Raw genomic sequence first — 16,950 nt, 5'->3', positions numbered from 1 at the left:
AACCGTTACGGGAACCCTGAGTCCGCGTATCGATGCGGCTCGCCTGAACAGTAACGATTGAAGACGCACAATCGCGACGCAGTGCAGATATTGCGATGCGGCCAGGCGCTAGGCTCGGGTGGATCGCAGTGGGTTGACGACGGAGAAGAGATGCTCCTGGGCCTGACCACCGGCAAGACCGCAGAGGTGGAGGAGATCGCGCCGGATGCGCGGATGCGCGGCCTGCGCTTCATCGCGCGGATCCATCGCATGCGCACGCTCGGCTGGGGTTTGGGCGTGCTGTCGATCGCGTCGGTGCTGTACCAGCAGCAGGCGCCGTTGCTTGCCTGGATCGCTTTGCTGGTCAATGGTTATGTGTGGCCGCATATGGCGTGGCTGGCGGCTCGTCGCAGTCGTGATCCGGCCCGGGCCGAGCTCCGCAGCCTGGTGCTCGATTCGGTGCTGGGTGGCGCATGGATCGCGATGATGCAGTTCAACCTGCTGCCGAGCGCGTTGCTGGCGGTGATGCTGTCGGTCGACAAGATCGGCGTGGCCGGCTGGCGTTTCCTGGCGCGCACGGCCATCGCGCAAGTGCTGGCGTGCGCAGCGACTTCGGCGTTGCTCGGTTTCCCGGTGCAACTGCACAGCAGCATGCTCAACATCGTCGCCAGCCTGCCGTTCCTGTTCGGTTATCCGATGGCGATCAGCACCGCGGCATATGCGCTGGGACGGAGGGTATTGCGCCAGAACCGCATGCTCGAACACCTCAACCGCATCGACGATGTCACCGGACTGTTCAATCGCAGGCACTGGGAAGAAGTCGCGGGCAAGGAACTGGCGCGCTGCCTGCGTACCCGACGGCCGGCGGTGGTGATGATGATCGACGTCGACGACTTCAAGCAGATCAACGACCGGCATGGACACGTGGTCGGCGACGCCGTATTGCGTTGCGTGGCCGACGTGTTGAAGACATCGTTGCGCGAGATCGACACGCCGGCGCGCTATGGCGGCGACGAGTTCTGCGTGCTGCTGGCCGAAACCCGCATGGACGGCGCGCGCGAAGTCGCCGAGCGGCTGCGTGCCGAGGTGGAGGCGATCGAATGTGCGTTGGCGCCGCAGGTGCGCTGCACCGTCAGCATCGGCTTGGCCGAAGCCAGTCGCGTGCTGGTCAGCGTGCAGGACTGGGTGAACGTGGCGGACATCGCCATGTACCAGGCCAAGCACCATGGCCGCAATCGCGCCGAGGCCGTATCGGCGGCCAAGGCGTTACGGAATTCGTCTTTGTAGGGCGATGCGGCAGGGCGGTTTCTAGGCTGCGGCTGCCTTGCGGCAGACCAGCAGCACGGTGTCGACGCCGTCGGTGGCGATCATGCCCGGCTGCAGTGCCAGCGGCGCCTGCGTATCCAGCGCGAAACGCATGAAGACGTGGTTGTACCACCACATCGCACGCTGCCGCTGGTGGGTGAGAAACCACATGCCGAGCTTCAGCAGCCGGGTCGATTCCGGCTGCATGCCGTGCGCGGCGCTGCGCTGCGTGGCGAATCCATGGCGCGCCAGCAGCGCCAGCAGGGCCTCGGGCTCGTAGCGGCGATGGTGGCCGACGAACTCGTCGAACACGGTCCAGGCCGCCATGTGGATCGGCACCGACAGCAGCAGCACGGCGCCGGGCGCGGCGACGCGCGCGAGTTCCGCCATCGCCGCCTCGTCGCCCTCGATGTGCTCGATGATGTCGAACGCGCACAGCAGATCGAAGCTGTCGTCGGCATAGGGCAGGGCATCGGCCTGCGCCTGCACGGCGTGGCCGCCGTGTGCGCCCAGTTGCCGCAGCGCCGGTGCGCTGATATCGGCGAATGCCGTCCCCGCGATCGGCAGGCGCGGTCGTAGGCCGGGCGCGATCTCCAGGCGCCGCGGCGTGCCGGTGGCGAGTTCGTCCACCAGCGACCAGGTGTTGAAGCGTTGCGGCTGGATCAGCCGCGCATCGCGCCACAACGCGTCGTAGAAGCGGCGATTGACTTCGCGCAGGTCCGGAGCGGCGACGGCGCTCATTTGCTTCGGCCGCGGCCGGTTGTTGGTGCCCGGCTCACTTGCCGAGTCGCGCGCCGCAGCCCCGATAGACCTGATCGCCGACGCTGAGTTCGGCGCCGGCCTCGAACTGCTCGCCGCTCATCACGTCGGCGCAGGGCTTGTCCTGGATGCGCAGCACCACGTCGGTGCCGTCCGCCGTCTTGCCGCCGAAGCCAGGCGTGCTGCTGATGCCCTGGCTTTGAGCGACTTCGATCCTGCGCTGTCCGAAATCCAGCGCGGCTGTCAGCGGCGGCGAATCGCCGCTGCCGACCTCGACCCACCAGCCCGGCTCGTTGCCGACGGCGCGGAAGGTGATGCCGCGCTTGCGGGCATCTTCCCAGGGCGAGGTGTCCTGGGTAACGGCGCAATCGCGCTTGGGCGCTCCGGCAAGGGTCAACATCGCGGTGTCGCCTTTGCTCCAGAACTCGTTGCCCTGGTCGTCGGCATAGCGGGCACCGGATGCCGATACCGCGATCGGCATCTGCAGCGTGCGCCCGGAAAAGAACAGCTCGACGATGTCATCGTGGTGCGTGGTGGCCACCAGCAGTTCGTCGCAGCGCCAGCGCGTCTGGGTCGAGGCGGGCTCGGGTGGCGTCGTCGCTGCATTGCCGGCCCGCGGTGGGAAATCTTCCGGCACGTGCGCGGCCGGCGCATCGGCTTGTTCAGTCGCCGGCTGGCAGGCGATCAGGCTGGCCGCGGAAAGGATCGCAAAGAGTAGGCCGGATGTCGCACGCGTCGTATTCATTGAGGTGTTCCTGGGAACAAGGAAAGAACATTGGCCACTGCGCGCAGCTGGCAACGGACATCACTGTATAGCGGGCTCGGTGCCGACGGCATTCACGGCACGTTGACGGAAGCGGACCTGCAGGCCGTAGTGATCGGATGGCCAGGTGCCTGCGGCGTCGGCCTGGTCGAGGATGATGCGCGCCTCGACCGGCACGAAGGCATCGCGCTGCAGGAACACATGGTCGATGCGCTTGGGTGCGAAATAGCTGAGGTTGAGCGTGCCGTGGCTCGCGGGATCGGCGGCTGCACCCGGGTGCAGCGTGCCGTAGGCGTCGATGAAGTCCGTCGAAAGCGGCTGCAGTTCCGGTGCAGTGGCCACGGCGTTGAAGTCGCCGGCCACAACTGAAGGCAGGTCGCCGCTGGTGGCGGCGATGAAATCGAGCAGGCCGCGCACCTGCTGCGCCCGGATCGCGCCGCCCTGGTCGGTCCAGTGCAGGTGGGTGTTGTAGACGTTGATCGCGCGATCGCCTATGGCGATGCGCAGATGCAGTGCGGTGCGCGCGTCGTCGAGCGGCTCCAGCTTCTTCCAGTCCTGCGCCAGGATCGGATGGCGGGTGAGCAACGCGTTGCCGTAGCGTCGCGGACTGTCGACGGGATCGGTGGAACTGAACACGAACCGGTAGCCGAGCGCGTCGGCGATGGTCTGCGCCTGGTTGGGCAGGGTTTCGTGGCCCAGCACTTCCTGCAATGCGATCACGTCGGGCCGTAGACGTTTCAGTTCGGCGAGGATCAGCGGCAGGCGCTTGGGCCAGTCCGCCTTGTCGTGATACAGGTTGAGCGTGACCAGCGAGATGTCCGGCTGCGACGGCGACGGAGGACTGGCGCAGGCCGCGACCGCTGCAGCGAGCACGACCAGCGTCAGCAGCCAGCGGCAGGAAAACTTGCGGATGTTCGCTGCGGCGCGCATTCCATCCCGTCGATATCGTGGTCGCAGCACGATTGTAGCGCCGCCAACCTGTTCAACGCATGCGCAGGCAGCCCGAACGCACTGCGGGGCACCCACGCGCCCGCTGATGGCTGGGCGCGTGCTTGGACGGACGTTTCCGCTCAGCGCGGCACGGTGGCGATGCGCAGCACCGGATACAGGTTGTAGCGCTCGTCCCACGACGAATGACGCTGGGCGAAGAAATCCAGCCGTGCCATCGGATTGCGGGCGAAGGCGAGATCGTTCTTGACGCGCTGGTCGAACTGCGCCTGGAGCTCCGGGTCCGCCGCCAGCATCTCGCGCGCCACCTGTTCGGCCACATAGGGCTCCATGTATTCCTTGCGTTCGAAGGCGTTGTTGAATTCGCCCCATTGCACGAACGCATCCGGCGCCATCGGTTCCAGCAGCCCCATCGCCAGGCGCGCCTTCGGTTGCGCGATTGGCACGAACAGGCTGCCGGCGGCGATGGCGCGCGACTCGGGCTTCCATTCGCCCTGCAGCGCCAGGCGCTGGTGGCCCTCGACCGGATTGGCGGCGAATTTGGTCTGGGTGGCGCGGAAGGTCTCGACCTTGGCCTCGTCGATGGCCTCGTCGAGCGTGCGGAACTCGACGCCGTGCGTCTTCAGCTTTTCCGCGACCCACGCCGCGTGCGCCGGCGGCACGATGTAACCGCCCTTCGGAGCGACCACCGTGCTGCTGGGCAGGATCTCGTCGCGCAGCGGCAGTTTCCAGACCTGTGGCTTGCTTTCGTCGTAACGGGTCATCAGTGCGCCGGAGATTTCAGACGGCGTGCGCGTGTATTCGTAGCCGCGGAAATCGACCGTGCGTACTTTCTCTGTGGCGGCGTAGTCGAGGGGCACCAGCTTGCCGCCCAGCTTTTCGGCGCGCGCATCGGCCGCCTGTGCCAGTTTCAACCACTTGCGGCCGTCGCGTGCGGTGACTTCGAGCAGGTCGACGACGGTGTTGCGGGTGATGTTGACGCGGGTCGGGTAGTCCTTCCACGAATGCGTTTCGACCAGCATGCCGTAGCGGTTGCGCAGCGGGAAATAGCCGTGCGAGAAGCGCGGCGTCGACACGCCATCGATGAAGCCGGATTGCGGATTGTCCATCTCCACGAACGAAGGATAGAAGGCCAGCGGCAGCGAACCCTGCGTGGCCAGCTTGGCGATGATGTCGTCGCGCAGTGCGCGCCCCGACTTGCGCATGTCGGCGTCGCCCGAATTCACCGGCTCGACCTGGATCGAGACGTCGTGCTCGAACTTGGCCCCATCGGTGACGTGCAGGTCGATGTAGGCGATCGGGTCCCAGGCCTGCACCAGCGCCAGCATTGCCTGCATTTCCGGCGCGTCGGCCTTCATGTAGTCGCGGTTGAGGTTGTAGTTCTGCGCGGTGGTGCGCCAGCCCATTTCCTCCGGGCCGCGCTGGTTGGGTCGGTTCCACGCGCCGAAGCGCTCGTGGCCGTCGACGTTGAACACCGGCACGAACAGCAACACCAGTTCTTCCAGTGCGCCGGGCGCGGCCTCGCCATCGAGTGCCTGGCGCAGCGCCAGGAAGCCCGCATCCTTGCCGTCGATCTCGCCGGCATGGATGCCGCCTTGCACCAGCAGCACCGGCAATCCGCGTTCGCGCGCGGCTTCAGGCGTCAGCGCGCCGCTGCGCGAGACCACCAGCGCCTTCATCGGCCGGCCTTCCGGCGTGGTGCCGAAGTCGATGCAGCGCACCGCGTCCGGATGGCGCTGGGCGAAGGCGTCGCACAGGGCGATGACCTCGTCGTAGCGGCCGGTCTTGAGGAAGCCGCTGCGCTCGGAAATGGTGGTGAGTGCGGGATCGGCGGCAAACGCGGGTGCGATGGCCAGCAGCAGGGACAGGCAGAGCAGGTGGGATCGGGTCATTGCGGTTTCCGTGTAGTCAGTCGAGGTTGCAGAGCGCGCCGCTGCAGTCGAGCGTGTTGAAGTCGTAGACGCTGGAATGGCCGGCGTTGCCGGTGGGGCGCGGCACGCCCTTGGGTACGAAGAATGTTGCCGAGTGCGCGCCGTACAGCCCGGCCGGGAACACGAAGGCTTTCTGCACCACGTAGCCGTTGTGCATGGTGATGCGCCCGGCCGGACGGCCGCCGGCGATCGGCGGGATGTCGGCCACCGCGCGTGCGGCGCGGGCCGCCAGCCAGGCATCCGCATCGGCTTGGCTGGCCCTGCGCAGCAGGCCTTGGCTGACCGCGTATTCCAGGCCGGCAGGACCGGCCTGCTGCGAGTCGGGCGTCCGGAAACTCTGCGGTGGCTTGGCCGATTGATCGGTGATCAGCGCGGTGCTCGCAGTCAGGGGGCTGCCGATGACGACGCGGCCCTCGCGCGCGGGGAACACCATGTCGATCGGTCGTCCGAACACGCGGCGCGCGACCGGATTGAGCGTGCCGGCCTTCTCGGCGGTGACGTAGTAGTAGCCGCAGGCGCCCTTGTTGTCGTAGGTGCTGACCATGGTCGGCACGCCTGCCGGAAGGCCGGTGACGACCTGGCGGTGATAGCCGCTGACCAGCACGGCCAGTATCCGTGTTCCCGACGACCAGCCGATGTTCCAGACGGTGGGCTCGTAGCTGCCCAGCATGAGTACCACCGGCGCGTCGGGGTGATTGACGGCGACATCGATCTGGGTCGCTTCGCTGCCGCTCTGGTCGATCTGGTAGTCGAGCCTGCGGCCGCCATAGGCGCCGGCGGCGAACAGCTTGGCCTCGGCGGGCAGCACCAGTCCGTCGAAGCTGCAGGTGGCTGGCGCATCAGTGGCGTTCGGCGCCTGGAAGGCGAAAGGCTTGGTCGCGCCGTCGCTGGTCGCCACGGTCGCCTGGGTCATCGCTGTCGCGACGGGTGGCTCCTGCATCGCATCACCGGCCGGTGATGGCGCCTGCACCGACGCGGTCGGCGCTTCGGTCGGATCGGCGCTGCTGCGCGGAAACAGGCCCATGCTGCCGTCGCAGCCGCTGGCAACGCCGACGATCAATGCGATGGGCAGCCATCGCGGCAGATGCTGGAACATGCACGAAGCCCTCTCCCCCGGGGGCACTAATGTAGTGGATGCGGATGCGATTGCGCATCGTCGTTGGTGCACGAATCCCGCCACTGCTGACATCGGGGTGGCAGCAATCGCGTTGGCGGTAGTGCCGGCGCGCGGATCCGCCGCGCCGGCATGGCTTAGACTGCGCTCCTTTTCCGATCAGCGAGATCCGTGCATGTACGTGCTCTATTACGCTCCCGGTGCCGCCAGCCTCGTGGTGCATTGGCTGATGATCGAACTGGGCGCGACGCACGAGCTCAAGCTGGTCGACACGGCCGCCGGTGAACACAAGCGTCCCGAGTACCTCGCGCTCAATCCCAATGGCGTGATACCGACCTTGTTGATCGATGGCGAGCCGGCATTCGAGGCGGCCGCACTACTGCTCGATCTGGCCGATGCGCATCCGCAGGCGGGCCTGGCGCCGATGCCAGGCATGCGCGATCGCCAGCGCCTGCATCAATGGATGTTCAACCTGGCGAACATGGTGCAGCCGCTGTTCCGACAGTGGTGGTATCCGCACGAACCGGCCGGCGCGGAGCATGCCGACGATGTGCGCCGGCATGTGCCGGCACGGATCGAGGCGCAGTGGGACCGCATCGATGCGCATCTGGCAGCACGGGGTCCCTATCTGCTCGGCGACAATCCGACCATCGCCGATTTCTATCTCACCATGCTGATGCGCTGGTCGCGCAACATGCCGCGTCCGGCCACCGAATGGCCGCATCTGGCCGAACTGGCGCAGCGGATGAAGGCGCGACCGTCGTTCGCCACGCTCTATGAGCGCGAAGGACTGACCGAATGGGCATGACCGGGCGCTAGGGACAAGCGCAGGTTCGCCGCCGCTTTTTCGACAAGCGCGCGGCGAGCGGCTATTTTGCCGGGGCTGCCCTGCACAGGATCACCTGATGACCACGATTGCCGCCGAAGCGCCGCCCAAGGCGCCCCTGCCACGGCAGATTCCCTACATCATCGGCAATGAAGCCTGCGAGCGCTTCAGCTTCTACGGCATGCGCAACATCCTGGTGCCGTTCCTGGTGTCGACGCTGCTGCTGTATGCGCCGGAAGCCGAACGCGCCGGCATCGCCAAGGACGTGTTCCACAGCTTCGTCATCGGCGTCTACTTCTTCCCGCTGCTCGGTGGCTGGCTGTCGGATCGTTACTTCGGCAAGTACAACACCGTGCTGTGGTTCTCGCTGGTCTACTGCGTCGGCCACGCCTGCCTGGCGGTGTTCGAGGACAACCGCACCGGCTTCTACACCGGCCTGTTCCTGATCGCGTTCGGTTCCGGAGGCATCAAGCCGCTGGTGGTGTCGTTCGTCGGCGACCAGTTCGACCAGGGCAACAAGCACCGCGCCAAGGTTGTTTTCGATGCGTTCTACTGGACCATCAACTTCGGCAGCTTCTTCGCCTCGTTGCTGATGCCGATCTTCCTGCGCCAGTACGGCGCTGCGGTCGCGTTCGGCATTCCAGGCATCCTGATGGGCATCGCCACGCTGATCTTCTGGATGGGGCGGCGCAAGTACGTGCGCGTTCCGCCGACGCATGGCACCGATCCGGATTCCTTCCTCAAGGTCGCGCGCACGGCGCTGACCACGCAGCAGCCAGGGCAGGGCAGGACCGGCTTCTGGGTCGCGGCATTCGGTGCCGCCATCGCGGCGGCGATCCTGCTGTGCTGGGCAACCGGGCCGGCGTGGTGGCCGGAGGCCTTCGAATTCGTGATCAGCGCCTGCCTCGCCCTTGGCGCGCTGATCGTGTTCGGCGGCATCGGCACCTGGATGCAACTCGAGCGCGCGCGCGGCCGCCACAGCGACGCGGCGGTGGACAGCGTGCGCGCAGTGCTGCGCATCCTGATCGTGTTCGCGCTGGTGACCCCGTTCTGGTCGCTGTTCGACCAGAAGGCCTCGACCTGGATCCTGCAGGGCAACGAGATGCGCGTGCCGCACGAGGCCTGGTGGTGGCCGAGCTGGCTGGTGACGCAGCCGGCGCAGATGCAGGCGCTGAATCCGCTGCTGGTGATGCTGATCATCCCGTTCAACAACCTCGTGCTGTATCCGGCGCTGCGCCGGATCGGCATCGAGCTCAGCGCGCTGAAGAAGATGGGCTGGGGCATCGCGTTCTCGGGTCTCGCCTGGGTCGGTGCCGGCCTGATCCAGCTGCACCTCGACGGCGGCGCATCGACCTCGCTGGCGTGGCAGACGTTGCCGTACATCCTGTTGACCTTCGGCGAGGTGTGGGTGTCGGCAACGGCGCTGGAATTCGCCTACAGCCAGGCGACGCTGGCGATGAAGGGCGTGATCATGGCGTTCTGGTACCTGTCGGTCACCTTCGGCAACCTGTGGGTACTGTTGACCAACGCCGCGGTGCGCAACGAGTCGGTGATCTCGCGGATCGCCGCCACTGGCTTCAGCGAAAACGCGTTCCTGATGTTCTTCTTCGCCGGGTTCGCTTTCGTCGCGGCTCTGGCGTTCGCGCTGTACGCACGGGTCTATCCGATGCAGGACAACTACCGGGCGGCATGATGTCCCTTTCGCTGACCACGATCATCGTCGCCATCACCTGCCTGGTGTCATGGCAGGCTTTCGACAAGCCGCGCCTGCTGGAGCGGCTGATCCTGTGGCCGCCGGCGATCGATCGCGGCAGGCAATATGACCGGCTGCTGACGCATGGCTTCATCCACGCCGACTGGATGCACCTGCTGTTCAACATGATCACGTTGTGGTCGTTCGGGCAGGCGATGGAAACGTTCTTCGTCGAACGCATCGGCGTGATCGGCTACCTGGCGTTCTACCTGTCGGCGATCGTGATCGCGATCCTGCCTACCTACCTGCAGCATCGACACGATGCCGGCTATCGCAGCCTGGGTGCGTCCGGGGCGGTGTCGGCGGTGCTGTTCGCCTTCATCCTGCTGGCGCCGTGGTCGGGCATCTACCTGTTCCTGATCCCGATCCCGATCCCGGCGTTCGTGTTCGCCGCGATCTACGTCGGCTACAGCATCTGGATGGACAAGCGCGGCGGCGACAACGTCAACCACAGCGCGCATCTGTTTGGTGCGGCTTACGGGATCCTGTTCACGCTGGTCGTCGAGCCGCGCGCGGCGGCGACCTTCCTGCAGCGATTGATGACCCCGTCGTTCGGGTGAAACCGGTGCAGGCTCAGGCGGCCTGCATCAGCTTCATCACCGGCTTGCGGCTGTCGTCGTAGTTCTGTTCCAGGCGCTGGTGGATGGCCGCATCGAGCTGGCTCACCTCCGGACTGTGGAGTTCGCCATTGCGGACGAGCTCGAACAGCCGCGACAGCAGCATGTCGTCGCTCATCGAGGCAGTCGGCATCGGGTTGTGGTCAGACATTCGTTCTCTCCGGATCCCCTTGGATACCGGAATTGAACGCAGCTTCCGTGCCAACGCCACGGCGTCAGCCTTGCAGCCGACCAGTGACGCAGGGCGTCAGTCAGCGCCGTGCAGGCGGGCACGGCTGACGTTGCCTGCGCGTCCATCGCTCACTTGGCGTGAATGGCGAGGGTGATACCCATGAACCAGCGACCACTTCATACCAGCAAAGGAGCCCCCCAATGGCGATGACGCGGACCCAGGCCCAGAACCTGCTCAACCAGGCGGAAATGTCGCTGTATACCGACAGCCGCATCAACGGCCTGCGCGGACTGACGGCGACCGAGCTGGCACGGCGCGTGGAACGCACCCGCAAGGCGCGCGATCGCGCCCGCGACCTGCTGCAGCGCCAGCGCCTGGCTTCGCGCGAGCGCACCGGAAGCAAGCGCGGCGCCAGTGGCCAGGCCAACCAGCGCAGCAAGGCCAAGGCGACATTGCTGGCCGACATCCTGAAGCGTTTCGAAACCCAGCTGAAGCTGGTGCAGAAACAGGAAAAGAGCGCAGCCCGCACGGCTGGCAAGCGCGCGGCCAAGAAAGCATCGGGCACGGCCGCTACGAAGGCGACCCGCAAGGCGGCGGCAAGCAAGGCAACCCCGGCGAAGCGGGCCCGGAAGGCGACGAAACCGGCCAGCGCAGGAACGGCCACTTCGAAGCCGGCCAAGGCGTCCGTCAAATCCGCGCGCAAGGCTCCCACGGGCGGTACCCGCAAGCGCGCAACGAAGAAAATTACCCCCGAACAGGCCCTGGCCAATACCCGCAAGCTGCTGGAGGCGAAAAAGGAGCAGGACCATCAGGCCAAGCCCTGGCAGACCCTGGACCCGGAGCGCGAACACGTGCCCGAGGCCGGCTTCCAGTCGCCGCAGGCGGCGGCGAAGGCGCAGGAGCTGCATGCCGGCGAGAGCCGGATGGCGTCGATCCAGGGCAGCATCAGCACCACCGACCGCAGGAACCAGGGCAAGCGCGACAGCCGCGGGGGCAAGGCATGAGCACGGTTGTCCATGATGTCGCCGGGCACCGTTTCACCACCGAGGTCGACGGACACGAGGCGGAACTCGTCTACGTGCCGGAGGAAGGCGCCATCGCCATCGTCCACACCGGCGTGCCGCCGCAGATCGGCGGCCGTGGCATCGCTGCCGACCTGGTGAGGGCGGCGCTGGACCACGCCCGCGCGCAGGGTCTGAAAGTGGCGCCGCGCTGCTCCTACGTGGCGGCCTACGTGAAGAAGCACCGCGAGTACGACGACCTGCTGGTCTAGCTGCCGGCTGCTGATTGCGTGGTGCGAAGCTTGTTCCGCTGCTTTTCCGCGGCCTTCCGCGGGAGCAGCGGAGCAGTTCCGCTAGCAAAGCCGGTGGCGCTGGCGGCGGCCGGGTAGAATGCGCGGCCCATGCGCCTCAACAAACACATCAGCGATACCGGTTTCTGTTCGCGGCGCGAGGCTGACCGCCTGATCTCCGAAGGCCGGGTCACGGTCAACGGCCTGCGCGCACGCGTCGGCGCCGAGGTGGGCGAGGGCGACGAGGTCCGCGTCGACGGCTCGGTCCTGCGCCCGCGCGCCGCGGCCAAAGGCCAGCGCAAGCACGTCTACATCGCCTTCAACAAACCGCCCGGGGTGACCACCACTACCGAATCGGCGGTGAAGGGCAACATCGTCGACTTCATCGGCCACCAGCAGCGGATTTTCCCGATCGGCCGGCTCGACAAGGATTCCGAGGGCCTGATCCTGCTGACCAGCAACGGCGACATCGTCAACGAGATCCTGCGCGCCGAGAACAAGCTGGAGAAGGAATATCTGGTCGCGATCAACCACGCGGTCACCGACGAATTCCTGCGCGGCATGGCGCGCGGCGTGCCGGTGCACGGCCAGACCACGCTGCCGTGCAGGACCGGCAAGCTCGGCCGGTTCGGCTTCCGGATCGTGCTGGTGCAAGGCCTGAACCGGCAGATCCGGCTGATGGCGGCGCATTTCGGTCACCGGGTGAAGCAGCTGCTGCGGGTGCGGATCGGCAGCGTCAAGCTGGGCCACCTGAAGCCCGGCCAGTGGCGCAACCTGACCGATGCGGAGCTGCGCGGGCTGCTACCCCAGCGGCAGGACTGGTAGGCCTCCTTTACCGCTCGTCGGCACATCCGTCGCCCCTGTTCACACTTGGGGGAGAAAGTAGGGTATGGTGCGCCCACTGTTCAAAGCCGGGATCACGGTACATCGTGGCTCCGATGCGGTAGATCCGACGATCCGCTCCATCGCTCTCGCGTTACCCCTTGCTCGACAGTCTCGGCCATGCGTGTCGCAGGCCGTGTTTCCAACTCAAAGCTGTTCCAAGGAGTAACAAAATGTCCGATCGTCAGACCGGTACCGTCAAGTGGTTCAATGATGCCAAGGGCTTCGGCTTCATCACCCCGGAAAGCGGCCAGGACCTGTTCGTCCACTTCCGCTCGATCCAGGGCAGCGGCTTCAAGTCGCTGCAGGAAGGCCAGAAGGTCTCGTTCAAGGTTGTGCAGGGCCAGAAGGGCCTGCAGGCCGACGAAGTGCAGGCCCTGTAAGCCTGTAGCTTCAGCGTGACACCAGGCCCCGGGCGGCGACGCCCGGGGCTTTTTATTGGGCGGATGGCGGTGCGATGTCGATGCGGGCATCACGCGCGGCGCGATAATTTAGCCATGACGTTGTCCACGGACCGCCACATGAAACACATGATCCTTCCGGCAAGCCTGCTGGCATTGATGCTGTCGGCCTGCAACCGCGGCGCGGAACCGCCCACGCCCGCCGCAACCGCCCCAACGCCGCAAGCGGCGCCCGCCGCTCCCGGGGCGACGGCGCCCGTAGCCGGGCCCGCCGAACTGATGGACGTGGCGGAAGCCAACGAGCGTTACGTGATCGGCATCAGCTATCCGCCGGCCGCGCGCAAATATCCCGGGCTGTCGGCGCATCTCAGGCAGTACGCCGATGCCGCGCGCGCCGAACTGCTCGAGGCGGTCGACGGCCTCGGCAATGACAAGCCCACCGCACCCTACGATCTCACCCTGAGCTTCACCGAACTCCTCGAGACGCCGCAGATCGTCGCGATCGCCGCCGACGGCAGCAGCTATACCGGCGGCGCGCACGGCAGCCCGCTGATCGCGCGCTTCGTGTGGTTGCCGCAACGCAACGAGCTGCTCACCGCCAAGGCGCTGGTGCCGCAGGCCAGTGGTTGGAAGCCGATTTCCGATTACGTGCGCGAACAGCTGCATACCAAGCTGTCCGAACGCGTCGACGCCGACGAGCTGCCGCCCAGCGAGCGCGCCGAATTGATCCGTGATGCCGGCAGGATGATCGACGAAGGCAGCGAGGCCAAGGCCGAGAACTTCGCGCAGTTCGAACCGGTGGTCGACGCCGCAGGCAAGCTGACCGCGTTGCGCTTCGTGTTCCCGCCGTATCAGGTGGGTCCGTACGCGGACGGCACGCAGGCCGTGGAGGTGCCGGCCAGCGTGTTGTTGCCGCAGGTCGCTCCGGCCTATCGCGGCTATTTCGCGGGCGGTTGAACGAGGAGTCGATCATCAGGCGAGGTAATGCAGCGCCCCACCTCCGCAGACCGCAAGTGGGCCGCTGCGAAAGTTGAGCAGTACCAGCATGGGGGCATGCAATGAAGGCGGATGTCGCGATACAGCCTTTCCAGGATCGTCTGCAATCATTGCTGGGCGATGCCGACATACGCATCGGCGGCAACCGTCCCTGGGATATCCAGGTCCATGACCCGCACTTTCCCGCACGCGTGCTGGCCCGCGGCTCGCTGGCGCTGGGCGAGTCGTACATGGATGGCTGGTGGGACGCCCAATCGCTGGACGGCTTCATGTTCCACCTGCTCGACGCGCGCATCGACCAGCGCGCACACAGCCTTGCCGAGATCTGGGACGCGCTGCGCGCGCAGCTGCTGAACCTGCAGAAGGGACGGCGCAGCTACGAGGTCGGCGAACGCCATTACGACCTCGGCAACGACCTGTATCGGGCCATGCTCGGCAAGCGCCTGGTCTACAGCTGCGGTTACTGGCGCGAAGCCGGCAATCTCGACGATGCCCAGGAAGCCAAGCTCGATCTGATCTGCCGCAAGCTCGGCCTGCGCCCCGGCATGCGCGTGCTGGACATCGGCTGCGGCTGGGGCGAGGCGCTGAAATTCGCTGCCGAGCGCTACGGCGTCGATGGCGTCGGCATCACCATCTCGCGCGAGCAGGCCGCATTCGCCCGTGATCTGTGTGCCGGCCTGCCGATCGAGATCCGCGTGCAGGACTATCGGGAATTGGAAGAACACTTCGACCGGATCCTCTCGGTCGGCATGTTCGAGCACGTTGGCGTCAAGAACTACCGCGCTTATTTCGACGTGGCACGGCGTTGCCTGCCCGATGATGGCCTGTTCCTGCTGCACACGATCGGCGGCAACCATTCGGTCACGCACACCGACCCGTGGATCGGCCGCTACATCTTCCCCAATTCGATGCTGCCGTCGGCGGCGCAGATCGCCGACGCCACCGAGGACGTGTTCGTGATCGAGGACTGGCACAACTTCGGTACCGACTACGACCGCACGCTGCAGGCCTGGCGCAGCAACATCGAAGCGGCCTGGGACAGGCTGCCTGCGCGCTACGACGAACGTTTCCGGCGCATGTGGCGCTACTATCTGGCCTCGTCGATGGCGGCGTTCCGCGCCCGGCGCATCCAGCTGTGGCAACTGGTGCTGTCACCGCGTGGTGTGCCGGGCGGCTACATCGCGCCGCGTTGACGGGAAGGGTTGTGCGGTTCGATTCGGGCACCGAGGCGAAATCGAAAGGCAGCCTGACTGTCCCGACACATAGGGCGGGTACTGTCCATGCCCGTAGCCGATGCCTCACTATGTGCGCCTCATTCGCCCAGATGCGAGGCTTTCATGCAGACATGGCTCCGGCGCAAGGACATCGACCAGGTCACCGTGCACGAGGAGGGGCGACGGCTGGTACCGACGCTCAGCTGGCCGCACCTGATCGCGCTGGGCATCGGCGCCATCGTCGGCACCGGCATCTACACCCTGATCGGCGTCGGCGCGAACCTGGCAGGCCCCGCCGTGCTGCTGTCGTTCGCGGTGGCCGGCATCGTCTGCGCCTGTGCGGCGCTGGCCTATGCCGAGATGGCCACGATGATGCCGGCCGCCGGCAGCGCCTACACCTACAGCTACATCGTGCTGGGCGAGACCATCGCTTGGGTCGTGGGCTGGAGCCTGATCCTGGAGTACTCGCTGGTGGTCAGTACCGTCGCGGTCGGCTGGTCCGGTTACGCGGTCGGCTTCCTCAAGGGACTGGGCGTGGACCTGCCGCTGTGGCTGACGGCCGGGCCGCATGCCGGCGGCGTGGTCAACCTGCCAGCCGTGGCGATCGTGTTCGTGGTAGCCGGGCTGCTGATGGCCGGCACGCGCGAAAGCGCCACGCTCAACGCGGCGCTGGTGGTGCTGAAGATCATCGCGCTGGGCATCTTCGTCGCCATCGCGCTGCCGCATTTCGATATGGCCAATACCCAGCCGTTCATGCCGTATGGCTTTGCCAAGTCGATGGACGCCGAGGGCGTCGAGCGCGGCGTGATGGCGGCCGCGGCGATCATCTTCTTCGCCTTCTACGGATTCGATGCGATTTCCACGGCGGCGGAAGAAACCAAGAATCCCGGCCGCGACCTGTCGATCGGCATCGTCGGTTCGATGATCGGCTGCACCCTGATCTACATGGTCGTGGCGTTGGCGGCGGTCGGCGCGATGAGCTACACCGTGTTCGGCAACAGCCCCGAACCGCTGGCGCTGATCCTGCGCGAACTGGGGCAGGGCAAGGCGGCCACCATCATCGCGGCGGCGGCAGTGATCGCGCTGCCGACGGTGCTGCTGGCTTTCCTGTACGGGCAGAGCCGCATCTTCTTCGTGATGTCGCGCGATGGGTTGCTGCCGCGCGGCCTGTCCAAGGTCAGTCCGCGGACCGGTACGCCGATCGCCACCACCTTGTTCACTGCCACCTTGGTGGCGGCGCTGGCCGGCGTGGCGCGGCTGGACGAAATCGCGGCGCTGGCCAATGCCGGCACGCTGGCCGCGTTCATCGCGGTGGCGGTGTGTCTGCTGGTGCTGCGCAGGCGCGACCCGGCCCGCCCGCGCGTGTTCCGCACGCCGCTGGCGTGGGTGGTGGCGCCGATCGCGATTTTCGGCTGCCTGTACCTGTTCTGGAGCCTGCCGCAGCGCACGCAACTGTGGTTCCTGGTGTGGAACGCGATCGGCGTGGTGGCGTACCTGGCCTACGGACGTCGCAGCAGCCTGCTGGCACGCGGCCAGGAAGCTTGATCGACGCGATCCACCTGGCGCTCACGTCGTGCCTGTTACGAGGCACGGTTCATGAATCGACCCGACATCCACCTCAAGCGCGCCTACGAGCCGGCCAGCGGTGATGACGGCATGCGCCTGCTGGTGGATCGGGTCTGGCCGCGCGGTGTCAGCCGGCAGAAAATCGCAGTGCAGGGCTGGCTGAAGGAGATCGCGCCCAGCACCGCACTGCGCACCTGGTTCGGCCATGATCCGGCGCGCTGGGACGAATTCCGCAGGCGCTATGCGCACGAACTCGACGCCAATCCGGATGCGGTCGACGAACTGCGCGGATGGCTGAAGCGCGGCCGGGTCACGCTGGTCTACGGCGCGCGCGATACCGAGCACAACCAGGCGGTGGCGCTGCGCGAATACGTCCTGCAGGCGCCGTCGGTCTCACGCGGTGAGATCGCCGGGCTCTAGGCTTCCGGCACGC

18 protein-coding genes are annotated in these 16,950 nt (G+C 66.5%); 12 read left to right on the top strand and 6 right to left on the bottom strand.

The annotated features are described in order from the left end of the window. The first annotated feature begins 150 nt into the window (after positions 1-150). Positions 151-1,266, top strand: a complete 1,116-nt coding sequence (locus IP90_RS03500) for a diguanylate cyclase (RefSeq protein ID WP_144898250.1) — start codon at positions 151-153, stop codon at positions 1,264-1,266. A gap of 21 nt (positions 1,267-1,287) precedes the next feature. Here the strand turns inward: IP90_RS03500 and IP90_RS03495 are convergent, their stop codons facing one another. The 5 genes from IP90_RS03495 to IP90_RS03475 form a co-directional block, all read right to left on the bottom strand. Further along, a complete protein-coding gene (locus IP90_RS03495; RefSeq protein WP_144898249.1) occupies positions 1,288-2,025 on the bottom strand; it encodes a class I SAM-dependent methyltransferase in 738 nt (245 codons plus the stop codon). A gap of 34 nt (positions 2,026-2,059) precedes the next feature. Further along, complete coding sequence (locus IP90_RS03490) at positions 2,060-2,788, bottom strand: MliC family protein (protein ID WP_144898248.1); 729 nt, start codon at positions 2,786-2,788, stop codon at positions 2,060-2,062. Positions 2,789-2,848: 60 nt separating this feature from the next. Beyond that, positions 2,849-3,736, bottom strand: a complete 888-nt coding sequence (locus IP90_RS03485) for an endonuclease/exonuclease/phosphatase family protein (protein WP_144898247.1) — start codon at positions 3,734-3,736, stop codon at positions 2,849-2,851. Positions 3,737-3,876: 140 nt separating this feature from the next. Then, a complete protein-coding gene (locus IP90_RS03480; protein WP_144898246.1) occupies positions 3,877-5,646 on the bottom strand; it encodes a M14 family metallopeptidase in 1,770 nt (589 codons plus the stop codon). 16 nt (positions 5,647-5,662) lie between these two features. Next, positions 5,663-6,781, bottom strand: coding sequence for a hypothetical protein (locus IP90_RS03475; protein ID WP_144898245.1), 1,119 nt, complete (start codon positions 6,779-6,781; stop codon positions 5,663-5,665). Positions 6,782-6,974: 193 nt separating this feature from the next. On the opposite strand from IP90_RS03475, the gene IP90_RS03470 reads away from it, so the two are divergent. The 3 genes from IP90_RS03470 to IP90_RS03460 all read left to right on the top strand — a co-directional run bounded on the left by IP90_RS03470 (position 6,975) and on the right by IP90_RS03460 (position 9,938). After that, the gene (locus IP90_RS03470; protein ID WP_144898244.1) at positions 6,975-7,607 is read left to right on the top strand and encodes a glutathione S-transferase family protein; all 633 of its coding nucleotides are present in this window, start codon (positions 6,975-6,977) and stop codon (positions 7,605-7,607) included. 97 nt (positions 7,608-7,704) lie between these two features. Next, entirely contained in the window at positions 7,705-9,318 is a 1,614-nt protein-coding gene (locus tag IP90_RS03465) for a POT-type proton-dependent oligopeptide transporter (RefSeq protein WP_144898243.1), read from the top strand. Beyond that, positions 9,315-9,938: a rhomboid family intramembrane serine protease gene (locus IP90_RS03460; RefSeq protein WP_144898242.1), complete on the top strand. Its 624-nt coding sequence runs from the start codon at positions 9,315-9,317 to the stop codon at positions 9,936-9,938. Before IP90_RS03465 ends, IP90_RS03460 begins: the two co-directional genes overlap by 4 nt. A 13-nt stretch (positions 9,939-9,951) precedes the next feature. Here the strand turns inward: IP90_RS03460 and IP90_RS03455 are convergent, their stop codons facing one another. Beyond that, a complete protein-coding gene (locus IP90_RS03455) occupies positions 9,952-10,146 on the bottom strand; it encodes a hypothetical protein (RefSeq protein ID WP_144898241.1) in 195 nt (64 codons plus the stop codon). A 221-nt stretch (positions 10,147-10,367) separates the two neighbouring features. Here IP90_RS03455 and IP90_RS03450 point away from each other — a divergent pair, with 221 nt between their 5' ends. The 8 genes from IP90_RS03450 to IP90_RS03415 all read left to right on the top strand — a co-directional run bounded on the left by IP90_RS03450 (position 10,368) and on the right by IP90_RS03415 (position 16,937). After that, entirely contained in the window at positions 10,368-11,171 is an 804-nt protein-coding gene (locus tag IP90_RS03450) for a hypothetical protein (RefSeq protein ID WP_144898240.1), read from the top strand. After that, positions 11,168-11,440, top strand: coding sequence for a GNAT family N-acetyltransferase (locus IP90_RS03445; protein WP_144898239.1), 273 nt, complete (start codon positions 11,168-11,170; stop codon positions 11,438-11,440). Before IP90_RS03450 ends, IP90_RS03445 begins: the two co-directional genes overlap by 4 nt. Before the next feature lie 129 nt (positions 11,441-11,569). Continuing rightward, positions 11,570-12,283, top strand: coding sequence for a pseudouridine synthase (locus tag IP90_RS03440; protein ID WP_144898238.1), 714 nt, complete (start codon positions 11,570-11,572; stop codon positions 12,281-12,283). 230 nt (positions 12,284-12,513) lie between these two features. Further along, a complete protein-coding gene (locus IP90_RS03435) occupies positions 12,514-12,723 on the top strand; it encodes a cold-shock protein (protein WP_137265674.1) in 210 nt (69 codons plus the stop codon). Between the two features lie 138 nt (positions 12,724-12,861). Further along, positions 12,862-13,698 carry a DUF3298 and DUF4163 domain-containing protein gene (locus tag IP90_RS03430; RefSeq protein ID WP_242007470.1) on the top strand — a complete coding sequence of 279 codons (837 nt, stop codon included), beginning with the start codon at positions 12,862-12,864 and terminating at the stop codon, positions 13,696-13,698. 101 nt (positions 13,699-13,799) lie between these two features. Next, positions 13,800-14,930, top strand: a complete 1,131-nt coding sequence (gene cfa / locus IP90_RS03425; protein ID WP_144898236.1) for a cyclopropane fatty acyl phospholipid synthase — start codon at positions 13,800-13,802, stop codon at positions 14,928-14,930. Positions 14,931-15,074: 144 nt separating this feature from the next. Continuing rightward, a complete protein-coding gene (locus tag IP90_RS03420) occupies positions 15,075-16,496 on the top strand; it encodes an amino acid permease (protein ID WP_144898235.1) in 1,422 nt (473 codons plus the stop codon). Positions 16,497-16,547: 51 nt separating this feature from the next. After that, positions 16,548-16,937: a DUF488 domain-containing protein gene (locus IP90_RS03415; RefSeq protein ID WP_144898234.1), complete on the top strand. Its 390-nt coding sequence runs from the start codon at positions 16,548-16,550 to the stop codon at positions 16,935-16,937. Positions 16,938-16,950: the final 13 nt, after the last annotated feature.

It is taken from the genome of Luteimonas cucumeris, from assembly GCF_007830035.1.
GTDB lineage: Bacteria > Pseudomonadota > Gammaproteobacteria > Xanthomonadales > Xanthomonadaceae > Luteimonas_C > Luteimonas_C cucumeris.
The sequence above is the reverse complement of the archived record's forward strand: the minus strand, read 5'-3'. Positions and strand labels throughout refer to the sequence as shown.

Excerpts from the sequence above, each read along its gene's own strand:
- IP90_RS03455 (WP_144898241.1), bottom strand. The coding sequence starts at position 10,146 with ATGTCTGACCACAACCCGATGCCGACTGCCTCGATGAGCGACGACATG.
- IP90_RS03415 (WP_144898234.1), top strand. The coding sequence starts at position 16,548 with ATGAATCGACCCGACATCCACCTCAAGCGCGCCTACGAGCCGGCCAGC.
- IP90_RS03440 (WP_144898238.1), top strand. The coding sequence starts at position 11,570 with ATGCGCCTCAACAAACACATCAGCGATACCGGTTTCTGTTCGCGGCGC.
- IP90_RS03445 (WP_144898239.1), top strand. The coding sequence starts at position 11,168 with ATGAGCACGGTTGTCCATGATGTCGCCGGGCACCGTTTCACCACCGAG.
- IP90_RS03430 (WP_242007470.1), top strand. The coding sequence starts at position 12,862 with ATGAAACACATGATCCTTCCGGCAAGCCTGCTGGCATTGATGCTGTCG.
- IP90_RS03470 (WP_144898244.1), top strand. The coding sequence starts at position 6,975 with ATGTACGTGCTCTATTACGCTCCCGGTGCCGCCAGCCTCGTGGTGCAT.
- IP90_RS03465 (WP_144898243.1), top strand. The coding sequence starts at position 7,705 with ATGACCACGATTGCCGCCGAAGCGCCGCCCAAGGCGCCCCTGCCACGG.
- IP90_RS03485 (WP_144898247.1), bottom strand. The coding sequence starts at position 3,736 with ATGCGCGCCGCAGCGAACATCCGCAAGTTTTCCTGCCGCTGGCTGCTG.
- IP90_RS03495 (WP_144898249.1), bottom strand. The coding sequence starts at position 2,025 with ATGAGCGCCGTCGCCGCTCCGGACCTGCGCGAAGTCAATCGCCGCTTC.
- IP90_RS03460 (WP_144898242.1), top strand. The coding sequence starts at position 9,315 with ATGATGTCCCTTTCGCTGACCACGATCATCGTCGCCATCACCTGCCTG.
- IP90_RS03450 (WP_144898240.1), top strand. The coding sequence starts at position 10,368 with ATGGCGATGACGCGGACCCAGGCCCAGAACCTGCTCAACCAGGCGGAA.
- cfa (WP_144898236.1), top strand. The coding sequence starts at position 13,800 with ATGAAGGCGGATGTCGCGATACAGCCTTTCCAGGATCGTCTGCAATCA.
- IP90_RS03490 (WP_144898248.1), bottom strand. The coding sequence starts at position 2,788 with ATGAATACGACGCGTGCGACATCCGGCCTACTCTTTGCGATCCTTTCC.
- IP90_RS03480 (WP_144898246.1), bottom strand. The coding sequence starts at position 5,646 with ATGACCCGATCCCACCTGCTCTGCCTGTCCCTGCTGCTGGCCATCGCA.
- IP90_RS03435 (WP_137265674.1), top strand. The coding sequence starts at position 12,514 with ATGTCCGATCGTCAGACCGGTACCGTCAAGTGGTTCAATGATGCCAAG.
- IP90_RS03420 (WP_144898235.1), top strand. The coding sequence starts at position 15,075 with ATGCAGACATGGCTCCGGCGCAAGGACATCGACCAGGTCACCGTGCAC.
- IP90_RS03500 (WP_144898250.1), top strand. The coding sequence starts at position 151 with ATGCTCCTGGGCCTGACCACCGGCAAGACCGCAGAGGTGGAGGAGATC.
- IP90_RS03475 (WP_144898245.1), bottom strand. The coding sequence starts at position 6,781 with ATGTTCCAGCATCTGCCGCGATGGCTGCCCATCGCATTGATCGTCGGC.